Below are 24,343 nucleotides of genomic sequence, written 5' to 3'. Positions count from 1 at the left end.
CCATTATCGGGCAAAATTATCCTGACAGCACGTTTGTAATACTGCCATTTGTTTTTAGGAGAGGGAATATATGTCAAATTTACTGCTTGCCGAACTCACAGAAAAGATTATTAAGGGATATCGTCTAAAACGTGGCCAAGATTTTTCCGTATTCCTTACTGCACCGCTTGAAGAACTGCAAAATGATGCCCAAATACTGCAAAAGCATTTTTGCGGTAATCATATTGATCTATGTACTATAATAAACGGGCGCAGCGGCCGTTGCAGTGAAGATTGCAAATACTGTGCGCAGGCAGGCTGCCATCATACTGGTATAGAAGAATACGATCTCTTAGACAAAGACACCATCATAGATAACGCCCGTGCAAATGAGCAGGCTGGCGTAAATCGCTTCTCCATAGTAACTTCAGGAAGAACCGTTACTGGTAAAGCTTTTGCCCATATCCTTGACACTTATAAACAAATGCATAAAGAATTGCATATAGATCTATGTGCTTCACATGGTTTCCTCACAGCCGAACAATTTCATCTGCTCCATCAGGCGGGTGTCAGCAGCTATCATCACAATATCGAAACATCGCGGCGTTTCTTCCCACATATTTGCACCACCCATACTTACGATGACAAAATCCGCACTATCAAAATAGCCCAAGCAGAAGGACTCTGTGTCTGCTCAGGCGGTATAATCGGTATGGGCGAATCTTGGGAAGACAGACTTGACATGGCTGTAAGCCTTGCTGAGCTCGGTATCCAATCCATACCTGTAAATGCTCTTATGCCTATCAAAGGGACACCACTAGAAAATCTACCACAACTCAATGCCAAGGATGTTTTGCGAACCATAGCATTTTTCCGCTTTATCAATCCTGAAGCGAATATCCGTCTTGCAGCCGGCCGCAAACTCTTGCCTGGCAATGGTGAAACAGCTTTAATCGGCGGTGCCTCCGCTTCCATTACGGGTAATATGCTGACTACCTCTGGTACAACGATCCACGAAGATATGCAAATGTTGGAACGGCTTGGCCTTACTAATAAAGAATACTGTCCAGTTTGCTGACAGCGTGGCCTATCTTCCATTGAATATTTTACGATATTCCTCTCCATAATAATTAACATATATTTTTGCAGCTAAAAGCCCCGGTGAAAAATCACCGGGGCTTTTGGTTGCAAAACAATTATTCTTTATACCCTTATTGCCAAGTACATATTTAGGATTCCTGCAATGACTCTATATATTTTCCCGCGGACTGTGCTGCAATAGCACCATCGCTAACCGCAGTCACAATCTGCCGCAAAAATTTCTTACAAACATCGCCGGCTCCATATATTCCCTTGACCTTTGTCTGCATATTTTCATCGGCCAAAATATAACCATTTTCATCAGTAATACCAAGTTTTTTGGCAAACTGTGTAACTGGATCATTACCAATATAAGGAAAAATTCCTTTTGCATAAATATCGGTAAGCTCACCGGTTTTGGCATCTTTGACCTTGAGTCCTGCTACTTTATTATCCTTTATCAATACTTCCTGTGGAAGTTTATTCCTAATAACTTCTATCTTATCATTAGCCAAAACTTTTTTCTGGATAACTTCATCAGCACGAAAAACATCACGTCTGATGACAATGGTAATTTTCTTTACAACCCTTGTAAGATAAACAGATTCTTCCAGAGCAGAATTACCACCGCCGACAATGATAACATCTTCATTTTTATAGAACGCCGAATCACATACGGCGCAGAAACTGATACCTTTACCTATCATTTCCTGCTCACCCGGTATATGCATAAGTCTTTCAACCGTTCCCGATGCTATTATTACCACACGAGTATTATAGCTGCTGCCATCTTTACACAATACAGTCTTCACTGCACCATGGTCTTCTATGTCAGCGGCTTCAGCGAAAATATATTCTGGCCCCAAAGCTGTAGTCTGTTCATACATAGACCAAGCCAGATCAGCACCATTTATTGATTTGACACCTGGCCAATTTTCAATAGCAAAGGTTTTTACAAGCTTTCCGCCTGGAGCGTCAGCCTCTAAAACAGCAGTCCGCAAACCTGCCCTGCTGGCATAGATAGCGGCAGTCATACCTGCCGGGCCGCCGCCAACTACTACGATATCATAAATATTACTGTTTTCCATAGCATCACTCAACATTTTGCGCTGCCAAATCTTTCAATTTTGGCATAAGCACATTTTCCGCCACGAAGCCGCTCATATTTCCCTTGGCTTCTCCATTGGCAATAAAGTAAAGTGTAGGAACGACACTAACATCATATTTTTGTGCCAATTCAGGTTCCTGATCAATATCAACTTTAACGATATCTACAGGTAATTCACCTTTATTATCGATGTTTTCGATAACACGTCCCAGCATTTTGCAGGGACCGCACCATGTTGCAAAAAAATCTACCAAAAAAGTCTTTTTATCCGCTATCATTTTATCAAAAAGTTCTTTATCTGCATGTATTATAGCCATAATGAACTCCTCCTCACAATGTATATCTTAGTAACTATATAATATTTTATTTCCATCTAATTGTCAAGCATTGTGGGTGTTTTTATTCCTGAAAAATTTTTAGCAGTGAATTTTTATATGTTAATTCTCAGCGTAAATCCGCTGGTTTTAAAAAATTATTTTTCTGGACTGATTCTATTTTTTGAAAATCACTTAATTTCCCAGCTTCATCAGCAATCTGTGCAAACGATTTATTCTGTTGGTAGCTTTCCTGTAAAACGCTGTTTACACTCCGGTCTGTCAGTTCGGCCACAATACCTGCTCTGCCAGTTTCTCTGGCTGTTGCCGCAAAAGCCGTGATAGATGCCATGCCAATTGCCAGTGCAGCACATACTGCTACGATCATCTTTTTACTTTTCATAAAATTATTTTTCCCTCCTAAAATTCAATTGATTTTTAACTTCAATATTTTATAGATCATTCTTTACAATCTTAATTTTTTTCTTAACAACAATTATATATTATCAATAAAGTATGACAAATCTGTGGCAAAATTTCTGTATTTATGTAAATTCGCCCAATTGCTGTTTTTATAGGTTCCAACGCCTCTAAATTAATCGCATAAATAAATATTCTATAACATAAAAAAAACAAATTTATTTACTATAATATAGCATAAATAAGCTTATAAAAGTACCAAATGAGAATTTATTGCAGTAAAATATAATGTAACTTTAATTTTCAATAATGGTTTTCTAAACTTGATTTGAAAAAATTATACACTGACTGTCCGATATTCTTACCCTTGCTCCCATCCTTTTATTGGTGCAATACCTTATATGGCAGTGGGGAAAACAGTCGTTTCACGTATAAAGGAAGGATTTATTATGAAAAACATGCTCATAGCAGAGGACAACAAACAAATAGCTGTCGTTCTTGGCGAATATGCAAAACAAGAGGGCTTTAATGTCTTCTTTGCTGCCGACGGAGAAGCTGCTTCTTCTCTCTTTAATAAAGAAAAACTCGATATTATTCTACTCGACATCATGATGCCTAAAAAAGACGGTTTCGCTGTATGCCGGGACATAAGAAAAACATCAAATGTTCCTGTGATAATGATAACAGCACGCGGTGAAGATTTTGAACGTATAATGGGACTTGACATCGGTGCCGATGATTATATAGTAAAACCTTTTCCCCTGCGGAGGTAATGGCCAGGGTCAGAGCTGTGCTGCGTCGTATGGACACCACTGCCGGACAAAAAAATATGCTAAAATATGATAGTTTGCAAATTGATTTAGACAGCTATACTGTCACCGTTGATGATAAGGATATATCGCTTACCAAAAAAGAAATAGAGCTTTTATGGCTCCTTGCTTCCAATTATGGTAAAGTTTTTTCCCGCGATAATCTACTTGACAGTATTTGGGGATATGATTACTTTGGTGATACCCGAACAGTTGATTCACATATCAAACGGCTGCGCGCCAAGCTGAATGCCAAAAGCATTTATGGTAAAATGATTAAAACTGTTTGGGGAGTGGGGTATAAATTTGAAACTGCCGAAAATGAAGAATAAGATTGTTTATAAATTATTTGCATTTTTTACCGCGGTTCTTTTCATTTTCATGCTTATAATTAATGGCTTTTTTACTTTTTTTTCAATAAACAAACGGTCGAATTACGCCGCACTGACTTGCGGGAAAAAGTAGGCACGATAGCCAATACCATCAGTCTCTTCATCCAAAATGATACCTCTGATGCACAGCAAGACTCCTCCAAATCAGATGACAATGATGATAACAATAATACATCGCCAAATCCCCATAACAAACATATGGGCATGCATATGGGCAGAAATATGTCCGATACTGCAATTCCTTATTATAAGGCACTTGTTTACTATATAAAACTATTGAACAGAATGGATATGTCCGATATATGGATAATAAATGATAACCATCAATTTTTAATAAGCAATAACCGCCATCACCGGCCAGTGCAATACAATGAATTGCCACCGGGTGGCGTCGACGTTATAAATGAGGCCCTCCAAGGAAATATTGTGGTAGCGGACAGCTTTAGCGGTGTTCTCGGTACCCCTGCCACCACAGCAGCGGCACCGATAAAGGGTGCTGACGGCAGCTATGTAGGTGCAGTTTCAATGCATTCGCCTATCAATGAAATGAACAATTCCATCCACTATGCCATCAGGCTTTTAATCATAAGTTCCCTTTTTGCTATGATGATTGCCCTGCCCGCCTCACTTCTCGTTTCGTATTATTGTACCGAGCCGTTGCGAAAAATGAAGAAAATGGTGCTCGCCATTGCTGATGGTAAATACAATATTAAAACCAATATCCATCAATCAGATGAAATAGGTGAACTGGCCTCTTCCTTTGACCAAATGGCTGTAAAATTAGATGAGGCTGCTAAAGAAAGCGGTCGTTTGGACAAGGCCAGACGCATTTTTACCGCCAATGTTTCCCATGAACTAAGAACACCGGTAGCTGTTTTACGCGCTTCTTTAGAAGCACTTACCAGCGGTGTCATAAAAGATGAAACCATGCAAAAAGAATACCACCAGCAAATGCTGAACGAAACCATTTATCTGGAACGTCTTGTCAATGATATGCTGGAATTATCCAAGTTGCAAAATCCTGATTTCAAAATTGAAATGTCCAAATTTATCCTAAATGACCTCATAAGTGATGCCGCACGGGCAATGCGTCCATTTGCCGCAGCAAAACATATTCATATTCTAACTGAGCTGACCCTGCCGCCCGCAGAAATGACTGGCGATTACGGTCGACTACGGCAAATGATCATGGTCGTTTTGGATAATGCCATAAAATTCTCTGAACCAGGCGGTGAAATAAAGCTGCAACTGTGCCTTGACGACCAGCTGGCCCTGCTTAAAATAACAGACAACGGCTGTGGTATAAGTCCTGATATATTACCACATATCTTCGACCGCTTTCACAAAGTAGACAATGAACGCAACAAGAAAGGCACCGGCCTGGGGCTTGCTATCGCTAAACAAATAGCCATGCGTCACGGTATTGATATCAAAGTCAACAGTGTCCCCAATGAAGGATCTGTATTCACTTTTGTTTTCCAAAATTTATCTATCCTAAGCGAATAATGAGCGAATAAACCGAGCATGTATAATAACTTATATTTATACATGCTTAGTTTATCTTTATTTTTATCAATAATAGAAAAATGTTATAATATTAAGTAATTTTAGTAAAAAAATTCGCAAAGGAAGATGATTTTGGAAAATTTAGAAAGATTCATTGAATATGATCCGGCAGGTTTTACTCTTCGCGAAGCAATAATAGAAGCAAAACGCTGCCTGCATTGCGCAAAACCACATTGCCGTATGGGTTGCCCAATCGAAAATGAAATTCCTGATTTTATAGAAGCAATGGCGCACGGCAACCTAGGCACCGCCAGTACTATCATAGCTAAACGCAGCAATCTCCCCGCAGTGTGCGGGCGCGTCTGTCCACATGAAAAACAATGCGAAGGCTCTTGTATATTAAACAAACAAAACAAAGGCATTAAAGTCGGCAAAATCGAACGCTTTATCGCTGATATGGACGGCGAACTCGTCCTGACACCAGCCGTCATCAAAGAAAAGAAAAGTGGACAGATCGCTGTTATCGGTTCAGGCCCTGCCGGCCTCACTGTCGCCGGGGATTTAGCCAAAATGGGATTTTCTGTAACAGTATTTGATGCCCAGCAGGAAGCTGGTGGTGTTTTAATGTACGGCATCCCAGAATTTCGTCTGCCCAAACAGGTCGTACGCCGTGAAGTAAAAAAGATAGAAAATCTTGGTGTAAAATTTAGGCTTAATACAATGATCGGTCCCAACCTTACCCTCGACAATTTATTTGAACAGGGTTTTGATGCTATTTTTATCGGCACCGGCAACGCATTGGCAAAATCTCTTCCTCTGCCCGGCACAAAATTGCCCGGTGTAGTACAGGCTACCTATTTTTTACAGATGGTCGAACTAGCCAACCAAGGAAGCATTGATCCTATAGAAGTACCTATCCATAACGGTGATAATGTTGTCATCATCGGTGCCGGTAATACTGCCATTGATGCTGCCCGTACGGCTGTCCGGCGGGAAGCTGCCTCCGTTACAATCATCAACCGAGATCGGGAAAGCCATATAGCGGCTCTTGCCTCTGAAGTAGCAATGGCACGCGAAGAAGGCGTAAAATTTATATCCCTGCGCAGCCCTGTCGAATTAATTGGTGAATATTTCGTCACAGGTGTACTCTGCCGCGTAATTGATGATCCCGGTGAAACAAAAGAGTTAATGCCAACAGACAAAACTACCATTCTCCCTGCCAATAAGGTTATTATTGCCATCGGCCAAAGACCTGCCAGCCGTATCATAGGTTCTACCAAAGGTATCGAAGTAGATAAAGCCGGCTATGTAAAAACACGCGATATACCTTACGGTATGAGCATGCGCAGCGGTGTATTCTCCGGTGGAGATGTGGTAAACGGCCCCGCTACCGTAGTAAAGGCCATGAAGGATGCCAAGCTGGTTGCCAAAGGGATTGCCCAATACGTAGAAGCAAAAAAACTCATGGAAAAATGCGGTCTGAAAATGACCGATTAATACCATATGCAAAATTTGTTATATTTTGCTATTGTTGCGTTCAATTTTTATTGAGCTTTGATTTGCAATGGTGTATAATATTAAAATATTTTAATATTATTGGGGGAAAATAATAAATTTAATGTCAAAATTCGACTTTCATCTGAATAATTGTACACTGGAAGAAGCCATTAAATCATTCTATGATGACAATCCTTTTACAAAAGAATTAGGAATAATTATAAATAAAATTGACAAAGGCAGCGTCTCTATCAGTCTCAACATCAAACACTGCCATACAAATGTATATAATATAACCCATGGCGGTGTATTGATGTCATTGTCTGACGCCGCAATAGGGGCAGCTTGCCTGAGTCTTAACAAACGCGTAGTAACTCTTGACTTCAATATAAATTTATTGAGATCCGTACCAGAAGGCAATATTATTACAGCAACAACACAAATTATCCACGATGGCAGACAAACAGTTGTCGGCGAATGCTCTGTTTTTGACAGCGAAGGCCATTTATGCTGCAAAAGCCGTGCTACAATGTTTGTTCTAGGCCAATTGCAGAAATAAATTTGAAGGAGTATTTTCGTGCGATTTTTACGATACTTAATTTTTGCAGCCGTTTTTTCTATTGCAATTTTCTCATCCGCATCAGCCCAAGATGTTGGACCACAGCAATTTTCCGCCGATGCGGCACCCCAATATGGACTGACTGCCACATCCGCAATACTGATTGAAGCTTCAACCGGCCGTGTTATTTTTGAAAAAAATGCTGATGCACAGGGGTATCCTGCCAGTATGACAAAAATGATGACAGCCATTTTATCGATAGAAATGAGTAAACCTAACGACATTGTACATATATCAGACGAAGCCGCAGATGTAGACGGCTCTTCTCTCTATCTGGAAAAAGGTGATGTCATGCGTATGGATGAACTGCGCCAGGGAATGATGCTCGTTTCCGGCAACGATGCTGCTGTGGCAATCGCTGATGCAATAAGCAGTACAACTCCTGCCTTTGTAGCACTCATGAACAAAAAAGCACAGGAAATAGGTGCTGTGAATACGCATTTCAACAATCCTAACGGTCTGCCTGATCCAAACCATTATTCAACGGCACGTGATATGGCCAAAATAGCTGCCTATGCTTATAAAAATAATGATTTTCGTAAAATAGTAGCCGCCAAAGAAAAAGAAATACATTGGATAACCCCTAACAAAAAGAATGTCTTTGAAAACACTAACCGCCTGTTATGGAATTATCCTTATGCCAATGGTATCAAAACAGGCTACACTGATGATGCCGGCGGTTGTCTTGCCGCTTCGGCAACGTATAACGGTGTTACACTCATCGCTGTTGTCATGCACACAGAAGACGGCCCGGACAGATTTACAGAAGCCCAGGAACTTCTGGCTTATGGTTTCAAAAATATTCAGATGCAGCCAAGCCATAAAAAATCTGATTTCATCCAATCCATCCATGTACATGGCGGAAAAATCGGCAAAATAAATGTCACTCCGCAAACTGATATATCCTATCCTCTCATAAATGGCGAAACTGGCAGTGCCTATTCAATGAAGATAAACCTTCCCCGCTATCTTGAAGCACCTGTAAAAAGCGGTGATCAGGTCGGTTCAATAGATATACTTTACAACAACCAAAAAGTTGGTGAAATTCCTATGCTTGCCGATAAATCAAGTACCAGAGGATTCAGTCTGGCATCGCTATGCTATACTGTATATGATGGTATTACTAGTTTGTTCGCAACAGTTTAGTTATTAACAGGGCAGCCTATTACCCGTTGTGTTTAACCTTATCAGCTGGCCTGCATAACAGGATAATTTGATATTCGTAAATTTTTAGAGGAGGCTTTTTAATGTCCGTTTTCCTTCATGCAATAGAAGGTGTTATCACTCTTCTTCTTATGGGCCTTTCCGGATGGTACATGTCTTATAAGGGCTGGATAGACGAAAACAACCGGGCATTATTGCCAAAACTCGTAAATTACATCTCTCTGCCCCTATTCTTTATTTACAATCTTACTACCACTTTCAGCAAAGACCAGCTCGAACATTTAATTACAGGAGCAGCCATACCTTTCCTTTCCATGATAATCTGTTACTTTCTCAGTCTTCTTTTCGTACGTATCTTACATATCAAACATGGACATCGGGGCACCTTTAGTGCTTCCTTCACCAATTCAAACTCTATTTTTGTCGGCGTGCCTGTCACACTTGCCCTGTTTGGCGAAAAAGCACTTCCCTATGCACTCTTATTTTTCTTCGCCAATACTACTTTCTTCTGGACAATAGGTAACGCTTCCATTCAATCTGACGCCAACAAGTCTTCTTCATGGAAAGATTATATGACCGTCGCTACTTTGAAAAAAATTTTTTCGGCACCGATTTGCGGTTTTCTTATATCCGTCTTTTTCATATTAACCGATATAAAACTACCGCCTTTCCTAATGGATACAGCTAAATACCTCGGCAATATGACCACTCCTATCGCCCTTATTTTTATTGGCGCGACACTTTATTCTATGGACTTTAAAAAACTCAAATTTGACCGTGACTTAAATGGTGTCCTTCTTGGCCGGTTTATCGCGGCACCTATTGTAACCTATATTGTTGGTTCATTTTTCCCCATTCCTGAACTCATGTTTAAAGACTTTATCGTCATGTCTTCCCTCCCGGCCATGATCCAAACTGTAGTGCTTTCAAGCCTTTACAAAACAGACCTTGAATATGCTACAGTGATCGTATCCATCACTACAATCCTTTCCATAATAACTATTCCTATCTATATGGTATTACTCAGCTATATGTAGCTTATATGATATAAAAAACTGCCTTGGAATTAATTTTCCAAAGCAGTTTTTTCGTCTTTATGTAAACTTTCCCTTAGGCTCTTCTTTTTATCTTCTGTCTCATTGTTGCCAAGCGTTCCAATGCTTTATTTAACACATCTTCACTTTTCGCAAAATGGAACCGGATAAAATCATTTACATCTTCATGAAAGAAAGATGAGCCTGGTACAGCTCCCACGCCGACATCCCTTGCCAATACTTCACAAAATTCCAGATCGCTTTTATAGCCAAATTCACTTATATCCACCATCACATAATAGGCTCCCTGCGGCTTAGTATAGCGTATATCAAGGCTCTTCAAGCCATCCAGGAATAATTCTTTTTTACGCGTATAAATATCAAGCAAATCGGTATAGTAGGCATCATCCATAGCCAAACCTGCCATAGCAGCCTGTTGCAGAGGTGCTGCTGCACCAACGGTCAAAAAGTCATGGACTTTTTTAGCCCTGTCAATAATATTGGGCGGAGCGATAATATACCCGAGGCGCCAGCCTGTTATAGAATATGTCTTGGATAAGGAACTGCAAGAAATCGTCCGTTCATACATTCCCGGTAAAGAAGATATATAAACATGCTTATACGGTTTATATACAATATGTTCATATACTTCGTCCGTAATTACAAATACATCATATTTAACAGCCATATCAGCAATCAATTTCAATTCATCATAGCTGAACACTTTACCGGTCGGGTTAGAGGGATTACACAAAATCAAAGCCTTTGGTTTTTGCTGAAAAGCAGCCTCAAGTTCAGCAGCCGAAAAATGAAAATCCGGCGCATGAAGCGGCACATATATTGGTTCGGCTCCACTGAGAATGGCATCCGCACCATAGTTTTCGTAAAAAGGAGAAAATACCACTACCTTATCTCCCGGATCAGAAACACTAATCATTGCTGCCATCATTGCTTCCGTACTACCGCAAGTCACGACTATTTCTTTATCGGCGTCAATTTTCCGCCCCATAAAATGTTCCTGTTTTTTCGCCAAGGCTTCCCGAAAATTTTGCGCTCCCCAGGTGACTGCATATTGATGCGGCCCTTTATAAGCTACAGAAGCCAATGCGTCAAGCAATTTCTGCGGTGGCGGAAAATCAGGAAATCCCTGGGAAAGATTTATTGCATTGTATTTCAATGATACTCTGGTCATTCGTCGGATTACTGAATCTGTAAAATATTGTGTCCTTTTCGATAAAGACGGCATATTATTATCTCCTCTTTCTTAGCAATATACCTGCTGTTATTTTAAATTTCAATTTCATACTGCGCTGCAAATTCAGCCCCACCAGCCAAGCTATTGCCAAATTGCCTGTCCTTAAGCTCTCCCGTAAAATTGTCTGCATCACATCGGCCAAACCAAGGTTCGATACAAACAAAAGGAGCATTCTTATGTGGTGGTGACCAAATACCTGTTACCGGTGCGTTAAAGGATACAGACAAATATGGTTTATTATTATTATCCAAAAAAGCAGCGTGCCCTATTTGGTAATTTTCAAATACATACGCATCTTGGTCAAAAACGTCTTTTGTAAATTCCCATACGCCTTTTTTTAACGGAAGCTCATATACCCGTTCCTGCACAAGCGATTCATTATTGAGTTTTTTGTAAAACAAGGACCCTTTCGTATCAAACTGAATACGGCACATTCCTTCTTCTGTAAGAACTGGACACATAAATGCTGGATGGGCACCAATAGAAAAATACATCATTTTCTTATCTGTGTTTATGACCGTCCACCGAACTGTCACTTTGCGACCGAATAAAGAATATTTTTGGATAAGTTGAAAATGAAATGGATATTTTTTGTATGTTTCTTTATTATCTGTCAATAAAAAAGCTATGCTTTCATCTTTCTTTGCCAGTATTGACCATTCCATATCCCTTGCAAAACCATGCTGTCCCATCTCGTATGTTTTTCCCTTATGTAAATAATGCTGTCCCTTCAAGCGGCCTACAAAAGGAAATAAAATAGGTGAACTTCTTTTCCAATAGGCAGGATCCGATTTCCATATATATTCATTGCCAGTCTGTTGGGAAAGCAATGATTTCAATTCTGCACCAAAACTCTCTATTTTAATTTGAACATAAGCGTTCTTCAATGTATAAAGCATTACGGCATTCCCCCCTTAATACCATCTTATGATAATAAACTTTTATATTATTCATAAAAATATTCTTTTTTATTATAACATATTGTCTTCTTCGCCGAACATACAAAAACTGCCTAACCAAACGGTTAGGCAGTTTTTATCGCAAATTCCAAATTCCAGCTTTACTTACGCCAGGAAAAATACCTGTTTCATTTTAGGCTGTGCCCCTGTGGACGGGTCCATTTCCATCACCATTACATCCTTCATGTATTCATTCCACTTATCAACAATCGGACTTTGGGCCTGATATTTTTCAGCATAGGCAACACCTTTTTCGCATTCAAAATAACCAAATACTTCATTGCCAGTGTTCCATATCGTATAATTTTTAATGCCTGCATCCTTCAATACTTTCTTCATTTCCGGCCAAATATGTGCATGACGATTTTGGTATTCAGCAAGTTTGCCTTCTTTAATAACAGCCTTCCATGCGAACCGTTCCAATTTTATACCCCCTTCATCATTAAATTAACAATATCTATTTATTATCATATTTTTATTTAACTTCATGTCCATAGCGTTCAATTTCAATTTGTTTCAATGTCTTACCGCTTGTATTAGGTGCACCAATCGTGCCTACCAGCCAGCTGATAAAAGCAAATGCAACCATCAGCATTGCTGCATAGCGGAAACCCAAAGTACTCATGATTATTGGAACAAGGAATCCCCAAACAGCCGCGGCGATACGCGTGATGAAAAAGGTCAGCCCCTGTGCCGTAGCACGATATTTCGTCGGGAAAAGTTCCGAACACCATAATTGATAAAAGGCCTGTTGTCCTGAACCATTATTAATACCAGCAAAAACAGTGAACATCACCAACATCCACATGCTGAGCATTTCCGGCGGCAGTACCCATACACCCCAGCCGATAACATAAATACCACCTATTATCAGATATAAAAGACGGCGGCTTACTTTATCACCCAAGCGCATAAATATGAAGTAAGTACCAATAAAGGAAATGACAAAAGAACCTACTGACATAAGCTGTGACATACTATTTGACAAATTGCCTACATGTTCATAAATGTACGGCATAAAGAATCCCCAGGTGCTTGCGCAAAGATTCCATACGGAGTAAACACCGCAAAGGAATAAAACTGTTTTTAAATTAATTCCTGATAAAATGGTAGAATAAGACATTTTTTCTACTTTGCCTTCAGCAATAAGCTTTTCTTCCGCTTCCTTGGCAGCACGCCAATCTTTTGATTCTGGCATTTTCAAACGCTGATACCATACCCAGGCAGCAACAATTATTAAATGTGCAAAAACAATACGGTTACCAATTATACCGAACTGGTTTATCCATGCTGAAATCAAAAGCACGACCGCTGGTCCCAAGGCCCATGCAAACTGGGCCGAACCACAATGCTTAGCCCTGTTTTCCGCTGGTGCCTCTTCAGCGATCAAAGTCCAGGAGGCAACAATATCAGCACCTACACCAAGACCTACAATAATATAACCGATCAAGAGCATCGGGTAATTCACACCGAAAACAATTAAAAGCATCCCTATAATATAAACAAGCAAATCGTAAGTATAAACGAATTTTCTACCGTATTTATCGCATATACGTCCACCTATAAGTGCTCCAACTGCTGCTGAGCCGGCATTTGAAGACAATGCTGCCAAAGCCCCCATTTGGTATCCATCCATACCGAGATACGCCTGCCACAAACTGAGCCCGGCAGCACCTGCGACGATAGATCCTGCATCAATATAACTCGTCATCGCGGCAAGTATCGTTTTTTTCCAAGGCGATGGTTCTGTACGATCCATTATGACCCCTCATTTCTTTATTAAGATATAATCTCATCTGCAAATTATGAAAATCAAGAAAATATTGTAAAATGTATTTTACAGAGAATTATTCAGTTATATATAATAGCTATAGACTTGCCTGGCCGGGCATTTCTACTCCTGCCCAGCCAAGCAAAATTCCCTGTAAAACACAATTAGCGCAGAAATTCTTCAGTGAGATTTATATTAAATGCTTTAGCAAGATCACGGAAATCTTGGTTGCTTATAGTCTGCTTTTTACCGCCCATAGCATGAACCTTTACAGATATTTCCGATGCCTTTTCTATTGTGTCCATAAAACCAAATGCTTCATCAAAATCTTTCCCTGCACAAAAAACACCGTGATGTGCCCAAATTACAGCGTTATAGGTTTTCATCAATTCCCCGGTAACGTCAGCAATAGCTTTTCCGCCTGGTACCATCCACGGTACAACGCCTATGCCTTCCGGGAAAATTACGGGAACTTCTGTCATCATTTCCCATAATTCATGCGTAAATGTCTTTGCATTAAGCGGCAATACAAAAGTAAGCGCTATTGCATTAACTGGATGGGCATGATAAATAACCCTGTTTGCACCGTTGGTAACAGCTTTTTTTATCCCGTGGTTCATAAGATGTGTCGGCAATTCACTTGTTGGTCTGCCACCATGTTCATATCCCCAAAGGACACTGTATTTTTCACCTTTATCATCTATCTTAATAATAGCTATATTATCTTCCGGGCATAAGATCACGTTTCTCATGTATTTGCCACTGCCTGTAACCAAGAAATATTCACCGGCAATGTTAGGTACAGTAGTACCTATCGGCTGCCAATCCACAGCCGGTTTTAAAGCCGGCATTATTTCCTTTACTTCTTCTTCTTTTATGCGATAGCTAAAATTACCACCGTTCCTTTCATGCCAGCCTTTTTTAAAAGCATCGTCGGTCAATCTAATATATCCCTGCATAAATTTTGCATCCGTAATAGCCATTTTATTCCCTCATTTAATCTAATATTTTAAAATCAACCGGCAGTAATATCCAAGAAACACCTTTTTCAAAAACGCAACAAAGCGATTTATCTACTTTACCGCCTGCAAGCAGCAGCCATATAATAGACTGTATTGCCAATATTGCTTAACGCTTTACTAATACTTCACGTTCATAACGTTTTATTTCTTTAAACCATTCTTTTTTCTGTGGTACACCCTGTACTTGACAGTAATAATCCCATACCGCACCAAACGGATAGGTCTTTAATTCTTCCATTGAAGCCATAAGTTCAGTGAAATTACCTTCGTCCTGCATTTTCTTCAAAGCTTTATGCGGTGTAAGCAATGCTAAGAGCAATGCTTTTTCCATATTGCGCATTCCTACTACCCATGCTGAAATACGGTTTATACTAGCATCAAAGAAGTCAAGACCGATAAATACTCTGTTAAGTGCATCACAACGGACAAGTTCTTTAGCAATTTCCTTTAATTCATCATCCAGCAAAATTACATGGTCACTATCCCAGCGAACTGGACGGCTTACATGCAATGCCAGGTTTTTATTGAACAACAGCATTGTCGGTATTTTATCAGAAACCATTTCCATCGGATGGAAGTGTCCTGTATCCAATAAACAGATCTTGTTATTTTTAGCTGCATAATTCATATAAAATTCATGTGAACCAACTGTATAGGATTCCACGCCAATACCAAACACTTTGCCTTCAATACTGTCAGCTAAATATTTTCCATCATAATTTTCAGTGAAAATTTCATCGAGAGCTTCCTTCAAACGTTTGCGCGGTCCAAACCGATCAGCCGGAACATCCTTATACCCATCTGGTATCCAGATATTGTTGAGTGATGTCATAGAAAGTTCTTTACCAAAATATGCGGCGATTTTACGGCTGGCTTTGCAATGTGCTATCCAAAAATCGCGGATTTCTTTATCGGGATTGGATAAGGTAAGATTGTCAGCAGCTTTAGGATGTGAAAATAATGTTGGGTTAAAATCTAAGCCGAGACCATTTTCCTTAGCGAAATCAACCCATGCTTTAAAATGTTTCGGTTCGAGCTTATCACGGTCCACTTTTTCATCAGTAATGGCATAAGATGCATGTAGGTTTATTTTATGCTTGCCTGGTATCAATGACAGTGCTTCCTTCATATCTGCCATCAACTGATCAGGATTTGTTGCCCTGCCCGGATAATTTCCTGTTGCCGATATGCCTCCCGTAAGTTCTTTGGAGTCAAAACCTAAGACATCATCGCCTTGCCAGCAATGCATGGAGATACGTACATTTTTCAAAGTTTCTACTGCTTTGTCTACATCTACACCAATCTGACCATAGACTTCCTTTGCTTCATCAATACTTGCCATTTTTGCATACTCTCCTTAAAATAATAAATATTTATTTTAAATAGTACAGACATGCGCATATCTTATAACTTATCCAGCTAAGTTATAAATACAGAACATCTCTCTGCTATTTCAGTCCTCAAAACAAAACTCATCATCATTAACCTTTTTTACGGCAAACGATTTTGCTATTACTCTGCGTGCATGTGCCAAATCACTAAATTCATCTGCTTTCAGCATCTGTGCTGTCAAGTTGCCGATTGCCGTAGCTTCCACAGGTCCCGCATAAATATTTTTCTTAGTATACAGTGCTGTAAGCCTATTCAAAAATCTGTCCTGGCAGCCACCGCCGACAACGTATATATTTTCATAATTATTTTCTGTGACTTTTTCAATCTCATTAACCACATCGCCATAACATTTTGCCAAACTATTATAGACACAAAACAACAATTCACATTCTGTCTGCGGTTCCGGCTGGTCAGTCTTACGGCAATATTCCTGGACAGCCTGTTTCATGCTTTTCGGTGCTAGAAAACATATATCAGTAACATCAACTATAGATTTAAAATAACGTCCTATATAAGCCAACGTAAAAAGTTCTTCAAATGTATATTTATGGGGAAACTCTTTCCTTATGGACTGCATCATCCATAATCCCATAATATTTTTCAAATAACGGTAACGGTAATGATACCCGCCTTCATTGGTAAAATTATGGATACGGCTCACTTCCGTGCAATCCGGTATAAGCCGTTCTATACCCATCAATGACCAGGTACCGGAACTTATATAAATGGCTTCTTCATCATTAGTCGGTACAGAAAGGACGGCCGATCCCGTATCATGTGTGGCCGGCAAAACGACTTCGCTGGAAAAACCAACTTCTTTTGCAATGTCTGGTTTCAGCATACCGACTGATTCCTTCGGCATATGTAATTTGCCGAAAATTCTACGCGGCAGCCCCAGCATATCCATCAGTTCCCAATCCCAATCACAGCTTTCAGCATTCACCAGCTGCGTTGTAGTGGCATTTGTATATTCATTCTTCATTATTCCGGTAAGACGGTAATTTAAGTATTCCGGTATCATCAAAAAGTGTTCAGCTTTTTCCAAAAGTTCAGGTTTATTGAGTTTGACTGAATATAAGTGATAAATTGTATTAATCAGCATTTTCTGTATACCATTACGCTTATACAGATCTTTTTCGCTAATGATCTCATATACTTTTTTATCCATTCCCTTTGTGCGGGAATCACGATAACCTACTGCATCACCAAGCATTTTGTTATCTTTGTCTAACAGGATAAAATCAACACCCCATGTATCAATACCGATACTTTTAGGGATACGGTTAAGTTCACCACATTTGCGTATACCTTTTACTACTTCTGCGAACAGCCTTTCAATATCCCAACAAAGCTCCCCATCTTTGTCTTCAAGATGGTTTTCAAAACGATAAATTTCTTCTATCCGCATCTTACCGTTTTCCATCCACCCCAGAATATGACGACCGCTTGAAGCACCAATATCAATGGCCAGATAATAATTTTCCACCCATTTCGCTCCCTTTCTCTTTAATTAGTATCTTTTGTTTTATCAGAAAATTAAATTTTAATCTTTTTAGACAATTTTGAATAACAGATATATCTATCATATATTCGTTGCTTTATTGTCTGTTTTTCTTTGTTAATGTTATATTAGCATTCATAAATTTTTTTGTCAACTATTTTTATCTGTTTGTGTCTGTTTGTACCAACAATATATTTTTTTATGTTGTTTTGTAGTGAATTATATTATTATATTATTTTGCAATCTCATAATTTTTCTTTTCACGATGTATAAAATATACAATTGTCCATAATAATGCGGTGATGTATAATAATTAGTTGAACAGCACTTTATAAAATGCAAAAATGAGGTATTTGAAATGCTTGGAATAGAACGCAGACAAAAAATAATCAATAAAATACAACAGGAACGAAAAGTATATGTAAATGAACTGGCTATTTTATACAACGTCACCGAAGAAACAATACGCCGTGATCTTGAAAAACTTGAAAAACAGGATTTTTTACGTCGCAGCTATGGCGGTGCAATTCTAAAAGAACATACATATGATGATATTTCTTTTTCAAAGAGAATAACCCTAAATTTAGAGGCAAAACAACAGCTTGCCCAAAAAGCATGTACGCTTATCAATACCGATGATTCTATAATGGTTGATGCCAGCACTACATGTCTTGAAGTCGTCCAATTATTAAAAAACGAAAAATCCCTAACATGGATAACCAATTCTATCAAGATCGTCCATACCCTTATCCACAACAGTGCCAAAGTCATAGCCAGCGGCGGTATCCTCCGCAACCATTCTTACTCCTTAACGGGCAACGATGCCCTCAACACGCTCGACAATTATTGTGTTGATATAGCACTCATCGGCTGCAAGGGATTATCTATAGAGCAAGGTATCACCGAATCCAACGAAGCAGAAAGCATCATAAAAAAGAAAATGGCCGAACAAGCCAGGACGATTATCCTGCTTGCCGACCATTCTAAGTTTGATAATAACGGTTTTGCTAAAACACTTAATTTCAAACAAATAAATTACATAGTAACTGATAAAATTCCCTCTGCTAAATGGGTATCGTTTCTGAAAAAACAAAACGTAAAGCTCGTCTATTAATAAGTACCATCTATACGGTGTTATTGTTAATAATTATTCTATACTTTTTTTCTTCCGCGTACGTTCCCTTATCTGGGCGAACACAAAACGGTTTATTTTTTGCTGGGTCATAAAAGAAAGCTCCACAAAACGCGCACCGATGAGATATAATTCTTCATTTTCCTTTACTTTTGTACAGCGCAGCACTTCTGCCGGTTGGTGAAAATCATTCAATTCAGGTGCGATAAAAGAGAGATTAACAAGCAGATTCGTCTTCGTGCCAATGGCCGCCTTATCATAAAAAGCTATCCCGCCGCCACTTACATCAAAACTCTTTACTTGGCGTGTATTTATCGAAAAACCGTTTTGTAATAGCTGTTCACATTCCTGTCGTTTATTTTGCGCAACAATAAAAATCAATATATCTTTACTTATTGGTGTGCGGACAAACTCACGTTTTTGTTCCCGGCGTAAAACGGTAGGATGTTTTACACTTAATGTGAAGAAATGCCCCATCTTTATGTATGTACATTTTTCTTGGTAACTATAGCAACAGTCTGCGGTCTTTAATATGACAAGAATATCATCATCCTTTTTAAAGGGCACTTCTTTTACATTACAAGCTTTGCCGCTGACTGTTTTGACTAACGTAAAATCTATTTCGCTATTCATGACAAGCTTAATCCTTGCCAAATAGGAAATTCTTCTGTCATTTGCACAGGCTACTTCGGCACCAGTCGTTGCCTCTAATATGTCACTAATCTTCTTTTCCATGCTTACTCTCTCTCATCCCTAAGAATTTATCCCATCAAACTTCTCTAAATACCAACCTGCTGATAAAAGCAGCCTGCCCTCCTTTAAATTTTTCTGACCGTATTTGTCTTCTCCTTTACAGTTAATTATCCTTCTTTATATCGAGGCAAAATAATTTATAAATTTTTCGGCTAAAAGGGATAAATACCGTCCCTTCATCCAGATAGCCGTTATTTTAGTACGCAATTTTTTTTCTTTAATTACTTTTACACACAGATTTTCATGTGAAGCCAGTGTGACCGCCGAAGCTGGTACTATTGCTATACCATGTCCGGCATTGGCCCAAAGTATGGAAGTACGCGCATCGTCTGTATGGCAAAAAACCTCAGGAACAAAATCATAAAATTCGCAAACTTCATTTATAATTTTAGCAAAACGCCTATAAATTATCAACGGACGTCCTGCCAATTCTTTCATTTCTATCTGCTTATCACCGCACCAATCATACTTCTTATCCATGGCTGCCACCATGGGCTCTTCCTTTGCGTAACAACAGTGGAAAAGCTCATTTTTAAATGGTGTTCGGACTATACCGACCTCAATGAGTCCTTTGGTAAGTAAATCAATGAGTGTATATGTATTGCTTTCGTGTATTTCAAACTTTACACCGCTGTACTCTTTATGGAATTTTGCAATTCCCTCATTCAATAAAATATTACCTGAAGAAGATACTGTCCCTATATTTAACGTTCCCCTAAAGCCCCGTTTTAAATCCTCTATTTCCTTGCTCGTTGAATCGACAAGCTCTATTATCTGTTTGGCTCGCTTAAAAAGTATTTTACCAGCATCCGTCAGGTATATTTGCCTTGGCCCACGCTCAAAAAGTACTACGCCCAGCTCTTCCTCCAACATTTTCATCTGATGGCTGAGCGGCGGCTGTGCCATCCAGAGTTTCTTGGCCGCGGCTGTGATTTGTCCTTCTTCAGCTATGGTAAGGAAATATTTTAACTGCCGTATATCCATATATATTCTCCCATATTTTTTTAATATGTAATACTAATAATTTAAATATTTTTAATATATATTTTTTTATATTATAATCATACTTGTAATTATTATGAATTACAAGTAAAAAGCTTATGGAAGGGTATGGTCACTTTGTTCAAGCTGGCTGTTTTCCTGAAGGATTACAAAAAAGAATGTTTTATAGGACCGATCTTTAAATTATTCGAAGCTATTTTAGAACTTTTGCTGCCCACAATGATGGTATTTATTATTAATAACGGGGTAGCCAAACACGATCTACCTTATGTACTTCGTATGGGAGGCTGGATGCTTGGTATGGCAATCTTGGGCTTTTGTTGCTCTATGGTCTGCCAGTACTTCGCCGCCAAAGCTTCACAAGGTTTTGGTACCACCCTGCGCAATACTGTATTTCAACATATACAATCACTTTCCCATACTGAACTTGATAATTTAGGAACCGCATCACTGATCAACCGAATAACCAATGATATCAATCAACTCCAGCTCGCTGTTGCCATGCTTATCCGCCTTGTTGTCCGTACTCCTTTCATCTGCATTGGCGCCATTGTCATGTCCATGCTGCTGGATTTACGGTTGTCCCTCTTGTTATGGGGAGCAGCCCCGATCTTTGCTTTACTTCTTTATTTCATCGTCAAACGCTCCTCCCGCCTCTATAGCTCATACCAAAAGAAACTTGACCGCACTGCTGCAGTATTGCGGGAAAACTTAGAAGGCGTAAGAGTTATTCGGGCATTCGCTAAAATACAAAAAGAAAAAAAGCGCTTTTATAAAACAAATGATGACCTTATGGCTAACGCCTTGCAAATAGGCCATGTTTCCGCCCTTTTAAACCCACTTACCACTTTTATCATGAATACCGTTATTATCATGATCCTCTGGGTCGGCAGCAGCCACATCAATGAAGGTACTCTGGCTAAGGGCCAAATAATTGCCTTTGCCAATTATGTAACACAAATCCTGCTCGCACTCATTGTTATTTCTAATTTAGTGGTAATTTTCACCAAAGCCTTTGCCTCAGCTACCCGTGTCAACCAAGTGCTCGATACAGTGTCCTCTCTGCCCGAATCATCAGTATCCATTCCTTTGTCGGCCAATAATGACGCTCCTCTGATCAGCCTGCATGATGTATCTTTTAAATACAGCAGCACCGGTGATATGGCACTTTCCCATCTAAACATTGATATCCATAGCGGTGAAACAGTGGGAATAATCGGCAGTACCGGTTCCGGTAAATCCACCTTCGTAAATCTATTGCCGCGCTTTTATGATACTACTGAAGGTCAGGTGCTCATTGAAGGTGTTGACGTCCGCAACTGGGAATTGGCACATCTGCGAAAAAAATTTGGTATAGTTCCGCAAAAAGCAATTCTCTTTACAGGCACTATTGAAGAAAACCTGCGCTGGGGTGACGAAAAAGCCTCACTAGATGAACTTCAAAAGGCTGCCCAAATATCCCAGGCAGCAGAATTTATTGACCAATTACCTGACGGATATAAAACCATGGTGGAACGCGGCGGCCTGAACTTCTCCGGCGGGCAGAAACAAAGGCTGACAATAGCACGTGCCTTAGTAAAAAAGCCCGAAATCCTCATTCTCGACGATTCGACCAGTGCCCTTGATTTTGCTACTGACGCTGCCGTCCGTTTCGCCATTAGAAAAAATTATACAAAGACCACTGTCCTCATTGTTTCACAACGAGCCAGTTCAATAAAATATGCCGATAAAATTCTTGTATTCAACGACGGTCTTTTAGCTGGCTGCGGTACACATACAGCATTGATAAAAGATTGTGAAGTATATCGCGAAATCTGTTTGTCACAGCTTTCTTCCAAGGAGGTATACGCATGAAAATCAGTCGGCCTGTATCGCGCTGCGTCAGTTACATTACCTGTTATCCCGGCTATCTTACTTTTTCACTGGTTTCGGCACTTATAAGCGTCATTGCCAGCCTGCTCGGTCCTTTATACATAGGCCGCAGCATTGATACCATGGTTGGGCCAGGCATGGTTAATTTCGCCATGGTCATTGACATCTTAAAATTATTATCACTAATTTACATTTTGAATAGTTTTTTTGTCTGGACTTTAACATATTTTACCAATGAAATCTCATATAAAACTGCCAATAAACTGCGCCATCAGTTATTCACTAAAATCAACAAATTACCCGTAAGTTTTTACGACCACAATTCACATGGTGATATCGTCAGCCGCTTTATCAATGACATTGATACCATTGCCGATGGTATGGTTCAAGGCATGGCCAACCTCCTCACCGGTATAGTCACTATCTTCGGAGCTATAGGTTTCATGCTTTATATAAGCCCCAAAATGACAATTGTTGTCTTTCTCTCCGCAGTCGGAACATATTTTATGGCTCGTTTTATCACCAAAAAGACGCAAAACTTATTTAAAGCGCAGGCTCGTTATCTAGGCCTACTGAACGGTTATGCCGAAGAAAGCATCGCCGGCCAAAATGTCATCAAGGCATTTACCTGTGAAGATAGATCTTTTGCCAAATTCAAAGCCTTAAACCAATTACTGTATGAAAAAGGTGTCCGCGCGCAATTTTTTGGTTCTCTCACTAACCCGTCAACACGCCTTGTCAACAATATAACCTATGCCGTGATCGGTGTCAGCGGCAGCGTTCTGACCATAATGGGGCAGATAACCGTAGGTGATATAGCCAGTTTCCTCATCTATTCGAGTCTCTTTGCCAAACCCTTCAACGATATCACCGCAGTTTTTACACAGTTGCAAAGTGCCGCTGCTTCAGCCAAACGTATTTTTTATCTTTTGGATCTCCCAAGCGAGGCGGACAAACCAGCTTCGCCTGTTCCACTTCAGCTCAAAGGACATATTGTCTTTGACCATGTCAGCTTTGCCTACGAACAAAACCGTCCTTTGATAAAAGATTTTAACCTTACTGTAGCCCCAGGGAAAAAAATAGCTATCGCAGGGCGTACCGGCGCAGGCAAGACAACACTTGTCAACCTTTTAATGCGTTTTTACGAACTAGATGAAGGCCGTATATTGATAGATGGTAAAAACATCACCGACCTTTCCCGCGATGAATTGCGCCGCAACTTCGGCATGGTATTACAGGACACCTGGTTATTTACAGGCAGCATTCGTGAAAATATAGCCTATGGTATGCCTGAGGCAACAGAGGAACAAATAATAGCCGCTGCTAAGGCCTCAGATGCGCACAGCTTTATCCGCCGCTTACCACAAGGATATGACACCATAATAACGGATGCCGGTGGTAACCTCTCGCAAGGTCAAAAACAGCTTCTCACCATTGCCCGCGTTATGATGATAGACCCACCTATACTCATCTTAGACGAAGCAACCAGCAACATTGATACACGTACAGAGCTGCGTATCCAAAAAGCTTTTTTAAAAATGATGCAGGGACGTACAAGTTTCATCATCGCGCATCGCTTATCGACCATCCGCAATGCGGATGAAATAATTGTCATGGATCAGGGACACGTTGTCGAATGCGGTAAACATGAAGAATTATTGAAAAAAAATGGCTATTATGCAAAACTTTACAATAGCCAATTCGCCCAGGAAAACGGGTCTGTCGAAAGCGCTGATTAAAATCATTTTTTACCGATGCTTTA

23 protein-coding genes are annotated in these 24,343 nt (G+C 39.7%); 11 read left to right on the top strand and 12 right to left on the bottom strand.

Features of this window, described 5'->3' with window-relative positions:
- Positions 1-70 precede the first annotated feature (70 nt).
- Positions 71-1,057, top strand: a complete 987-nt coding sequence (bioB, locus tag EDC37_RS00510; RefSeq protein WP_132546914.1) for a biotin synthase BioB — start codon at positions 71-73, stop codon at positions 1,055-1,057.
- Between the two features lie 151 nt (positions 1,058-1,208).
- On the opposite strand, the gene EDC37_RS00505 is transcribed toward bioB, so the two are convergent.
- From EDC37_RS00505 to EDC37_RS00495, 3 genes are all read right to left on the bottom strand, one after another.
- Complete coding sequence (locus EDC37_RS00505) at positions 1,209-2,147, bottom strand: NAD(P)/FAD-dependent oxidoreductase (RefSeq protein WP_132547064.1); 939 nt, start codon at positions 2,145-2,147, stop codon at positions 1,209-1,211.
- 4 nt (positions 2,148-2,151) lie between these two features.
- Entirely contained in the window at positions 2,152-2,484 is a 333-nt protein-coding gene (locus EDC37_RS00500) for a thioredoxin family protein (protein ID WP_132546913.1), read from the bottom strand.
- 127 nt (positions 2,485-2,611) lie between these two features.
- On the bottom strand, positions 2,612-2,884 hold the full coding sequence (locus EDC37_RS00495) for a hypothetical protein (RefSeq protein WP_132546912.1): 273 nt from the start codon (positions 2,882-2,884) through the stop codon (positions 2,612-2,614).
- 466 nt (positions 2,885-3,350) lie between these two features.
- Here EDC37_RS00495 and EDC37_RS12470 point away from each other — a divergent pair, with 466 nt between their 5' ends.
- From EDC37_RS12470 to EDC37_RS00465, 7 genes are all read left to right on the top strand, one after another.
- Positions 3,351-3,674 carry a response regulator gene (locus EDC37_RS12470; RefSeq protein ID WP_243642147.1) on the top strand — a complete coding sequence of 108 codons (324 nt, stop codon included), beginning with the start codon at positions 3,351-3,353 and terminating at the stop codon, positions 3,672-3,674.
- Positions 3,674-4,042, top strand: a complete 369-nt coding sequence (locus EDC37_RS12465; protein ID WP_243642145.1) for a winged helix-turn-helix domain-containing protein — start codon at positions 3,674-3,676, stop codon at positions 4,040-4,042. The genes EDC37_RS12470 and EDC37_RS12465 overlap by 1 nt, the downstream gene beginning before the upstream one ends.
- Positions 4,043-4,159: 117 nt before the next feature.
- Positions 4,160-5,608, top strand: coding sequence for a HAMP domain-containing sensor histidine kinase (locus tag EDC37_RS00485; protein WP_132546911.1), 1,449 nt, complete (start codon positions 4,160-4,162; stop codon positions 5,606-5,608).
- A 132-nt stretch (positions 5,609-5,740) separates the two neighbouring features.
- Positions 5,741-7,105, top strand: coding sequence for an NAD(P)-dependent oxidoreductase (locus EDC37_RS00480; protein WP_231040013.1), 1,365 nt, complete (start codon positions 5,741-5,743; stop codon positions 7,103-7,105).
- A gap of 121 nt (positions 7,106-7,226) precedes the next feature.
- Positions 7,227-7,664, top strand: coding sequence for a PaaI family thioesterase (locus EDC37_RS00475; RefSeq protein WP_132546909.1), 438 nt, complete (start codon positions 7,227-7,229; stop codon positions 7,662-7,664).
- Positions 7,665-7,682: 18 nt separating this feature from the next.
- Positions 7,683-8,870, top strand: a complete 1,188-nt coding sequence (locus EDC37_RS00470; protein WP_132546908.1) for a D-alanyl-D-alanine carboxypeptidase family protein — start codon at positions 7,683-7,685, stop codon at positions 8,868-8,870.
- Positions 8,871-8,971: 101 nt separating this feature from the next.
- On the top strand, positions 8,972-9,925 hold the full coding sequence (locus tag EDC37_RS00465; protein ID WP_132546907.1) for an AEC family transporter: 954 nt from the start codon (positions 8,972-8,974) through the stop codon (positions 9,923-9,925).
- 73 nt (positions 9,926-9,998) lie between these two features.
- Here EDC37_RS00465 and EDC37_RS00460 read toward each other — a convergent pair whose 3' ends face one another.
- The 7 genes from EDC37_RS00460 to rhaB all read right to left on the bottom strand — a co-directional run bounded on the left by EDC37_RS00460 (position 9,999) and on the right by rhaB (position 17,807).
- Complete coding sequence (locus EDC37_RS00460; protein WP_132546906.1) at positions 9,999-11,168, bottom strand: pyridoxal phosphate-dependent aminotransferase; 1,170 nt, start codon at positions 11,166-11,168, stop codon at positions 9,999-10,001.
- A 41-nt stretch (positions 11,169-11,209) separates the two neighbouring features.
- Positions 11,210-12,076: an aldose 1-epimerase family protein gene (locus EDC37_RS00455; protein WP_132546905.1), complete on the bottom strand. Its 867-nt coding sequence runs from the start codon at positions 12,074-12,076 to the stop codon at positions 11,210-11,212.
- A gap of 165 nt (positions 12,077-12,241) precedes the next feature.
- Positions 12,242-12,559 (bottom strand): L-rhamnose mutarotase, encoded by a 318-nt coding sequence (locus EDC37_RS00450; protein WP_132546904.1) that lies wholly within the window; start codon positions 12,557-12,559, stop codon positions 12,242-12,244.
- 52 nt (positions 12,560-12,611) lie between these two features.
- Positions 12,612-13,895, bottom strand: a complete 1,284-nt coding sequence (locus EDC37_RS00445; RefSeq protein ID WP_132546903.1) for an MFS transporter — start codon at positions 13,893-13,895, stop codon at positions 12,612-12,614.
- 176 nt (positions 13,896-14,071) lie between these two features.
- Positions 14,072-14,890: a rhamnulose-1-phosphate aldolase gene (gene rhaD / locus EDC37_RS00440; protein ID WP_132546902.1), complete on the bottom strand. Its 819-nt coding sequence runs from the start codon at positions 14,888-14,890 to the stop codon at positions 14,072-14,074.
- A gap of 145 nt (positions 14,891-15,035) precedes the next feature.
- The gene (locus tag EDC37_RS00435; protein ID WP_132546901.1) at positions 15,036-16,271 is read right to left on the bottom strand and encodes an L-rhamnose isomerase; all 1,236 of its coding nucleotides are present in this window, start codon (positions 16,269-16,271) and stop codon (positions 15,036-15,038) included.
- A 111-nt stretch (positions 16,272-16,382) separates the two neighbouring features.
- Positions 16,383-17,807 carry a rhamnulokinase gene (gene rhaB, locus EDC37_RS00430; protein WP_132546900.1) on the bottom strand — a complete coding sequence of 475 codons (1,425 nt, stop codon included), beginning with the start codon at positions 17,805-17,807 and terminating at the stop codon, positions 16,383-16,385.
- A gap of 373 nt (positions 17,808-18,180) precedes the next feature.
- On the opposite strand from rhaB, the gene EDC37_RS00425 reads away from it, so the two are divergent.
- Complete coding sequence (locus EDC37_RS00425) at positions 18,181-18,936, top strand: DeoR/GlpR family DNA-binding transcription regulator (RefSeq protein WP_132546899.1); 756 nt, start codon at positions 18,181-18,183, stop codon at positions 18,934-18,936.
- A gap of 33 nt (positions 18,937-18,969) precedes the next feature.
- Here EDC37_RS00425 and EDC37_RS00420 read toward each other — a convergent pair whose 3' ends face one another.
- Positions 18,970-19,689 (bottom strand): flagellar brake protein, encoded by a 720-nt coding sequence (locus EDC37_RS00420; RefSeq protein ID WP_132546898.1) that lies wholly within the window; start codon positions 19,687-19,689, stop codon positions 18,970-18,972.
- A 135-nt stretch (positions 19,690-19,824) separates the two neighbouring features.
- Positions 19,825-20,691 (bottom strand): LysR family transcriptional regulator, encoded by an 867-nt coding sequence (locus EDC37_RS00415; protein ID WP_132546897.1) that lies wholly within the window; start codon positions 20,689-20,691, stop codon positions 19,825-19,827.
- Between the two features lie 135 nt (positions 20,692-20,826).
- Here EDC37_RS00415 and EDC37_RS00410 point away from each other — a divergent pair, with 135 nt between their 5' ends.
- Entirely contained in the window at positions 20,827-22,563 is a 1,737-nt protein-coding gene (locus EDC37_RS00410; protein ID WP_132546896.1) for an ABC transporter ATP-binding protein, read from the top strand.
- Positions 22,560-24,320, top strand: a complete 1,761-nt coding sequence (locus EDC37_RS00405; protein WP_132546895.1) for an ABC transporter ATP-binding protein — start codon at positions 22,560-22,562, stop codon at positions 24,318-24,320. Before EDC37_RS00410 ends, EDC37_RS00405 begins: the two co-directional genes overlap by 4 nt.
- The last annotated feature ends 23 nt before the right edge of the window (positions 24,321-24,343 follow it).

The sequence above is a fragment of the Pectinatus cerevisiiphilus genome (assembly GCF_004341685.1).
Lineage (GTDB): Bacteria > Bacillota > Negativicutes > Selenomonadales > Selenomonadaceae > Pectinatus > Pectinatus cerevisiiphilus.
Note: the sequence above shows the minus strand (reverse complement) of the source record. Positions and strands in the feature narration are given on the sequence as shown.

Coding starts and splice junctions, on each gene's coding strand:
- bioB (WP_132546914.1), top strand. CDS start 71: ATGTCAAATTTACTGCTTGCCGAACTCACAGAAAAGATTATTAAGGGA.
- EDC37_RS00505 (WP_132547064.1), bottom strand. CDS start 2,147: ATGGAAAACAGTAATATTTATGATATCGTAGTAGTTGGCGGCGGCCCG.
- EDC37_RS00500 (WP_132546913.1), bottom strand. CDS start 2,484: ATGGCTATAATACATGCAGATAAAGAACTTTTTGATAAAATGATAGCG.
- EDC37_RS00495 (WP_132546912.1), bottom strand. CDS start 2,884: ATGAAAAGTAAAAAGATGATCGTAGCAGTATGTGCTGCACTGGCAATT.
- EDC37_RS12470 (WP_243642147.1), top strand. CDS start 3,351: ATGAAAAACATGCTCATAGCAGAGGACAACAAACAAATAGCTGTCGTT.
- EDC37_RS12465 (WP_243642145.1), top strand. CDS start 3,674: ATGGCCAGGGTCAGAGCTGTGCTGCGTCGTATGGACACCACTGCCGGA.
- EDC37_RS00475 (WP_132546909.1), top strand. CDS start 7,227: ATGTCAAAATTCGACTTTCATCTGAATAATTGTACACTGGAAGAAGCC.
- EDC37_RS00465 (WP_132546907.1), top strand. CDS start 8,972: ATGTCCGTTTTCCTTCATGCAATAGAAGGTGTTATCACTCTTCTTCTT.
- EDC37_RS00460 (WP_132546906.1), bottom strand. CDS start 11,168: ATGCCGTCTTTATCGAAAAGGACACAATATTTTACAGATTCAGTAATC.
- EDC37_RS00455 (WP_132546905.1), bottom strand. CDS start 12,076: ATGCTTTATACATTGAAGAACGCTTATGTTCAAATTAAAATAGAGAGT.
- EDC37_RS00445 (WP_132546903.1), bottom strand. CDS start 13,895: ATGGATCGTACAGAACCATCGCCTTGGAAAAAAACGATACTTGCCGCG.
- rhaD (WP_132546902.1), bottom strand. CDS start 14,890: ATGGCTATTACGGATGCAAAATTTATGCAGGGATATATTAGATTGACC.
- EDC37_RS00435 (WP_132546901.1), bottom strand. CDS start 16,271: ATGGCAAGTATTGATGAAGCAAAGGAAGTCTATGGTCAGATTGGTGTA.
- EDC37_RS00425 (WP_132546899.1), top strand. CDS start 18,181: ATGCTTGGAATAGAACGCAGACAAAAAATAATCAATAAAATACAACAG.
- EDC37_RS00420 (WP_132546898.1), bottom strand. CDS start 19,689: ATGGAAAAGAAGATTAGTGACATATTAGAGGCAACGACTGGTGCCGAA.
- EDC37_RS00415 (WP_132546897.1), bottom strand. CDS start 20,691: ATGGATATACGGCAGTTAAAATATTTCCTTACCATAGCTGAAGAAGGA.
- EDC37_RS00405 (WP_132546895.1), top strand. CDS start 22,560: ATGAAAATCAGTCGGCCTGTATCGCGCTGCGTCAGTTACATTACCTGT.